We start from the raw sequence: 228 nt of genomic DNA, 5'->3' as shown, positions 1-228 counted from the left end.
AGATCATATAGGAATTGCAGTTCGATCAATTGAGGACACATTACACTTTTATTTAAACCATCTTCATTTAGAGGTGGAAAAAATTGTGGAAGTACCTGAGCAGAAAGTAAAAGTTGCCTTTCTCCCTTTAGGTAATTCAAAGTTAGAATTATTGGAACCGCTTACAGACGATAGTCCCATTGCTAAATTCATTGAGAAGAAAGGGGAAGGTATCCACCACCTGGCTGT

General features: G+C 37.7%; 1 protein-coding gene. It reads left to right on the top strand.

Features of this window, described 5'->3' with window-relative positions:
• Positions 1–7: 7 nt before the first annotated feature.
• The coding region (locus tag AOA59_RS33465; protein WP_371919059.1) for a VOC family protein at positions 8–228 on the top strand (221 nt) is incomplete at its 3' end.

The organism is Pseudomonas sp. 2822-15 (genome assembly GCF_002742515.1).
Taxonomy (GTDB): Bacteria; Pseudomonadota; Gammaproteobacteria; order Pseudomonadales; family Pseudomonadaceae; genus Aquipseudomonas; species Aquipseudomonas salomonii.
Note: the sequence above shows the minus strand (reverse complement) of the source record. Positions and strands in the feature narration are given on the sequence as shown.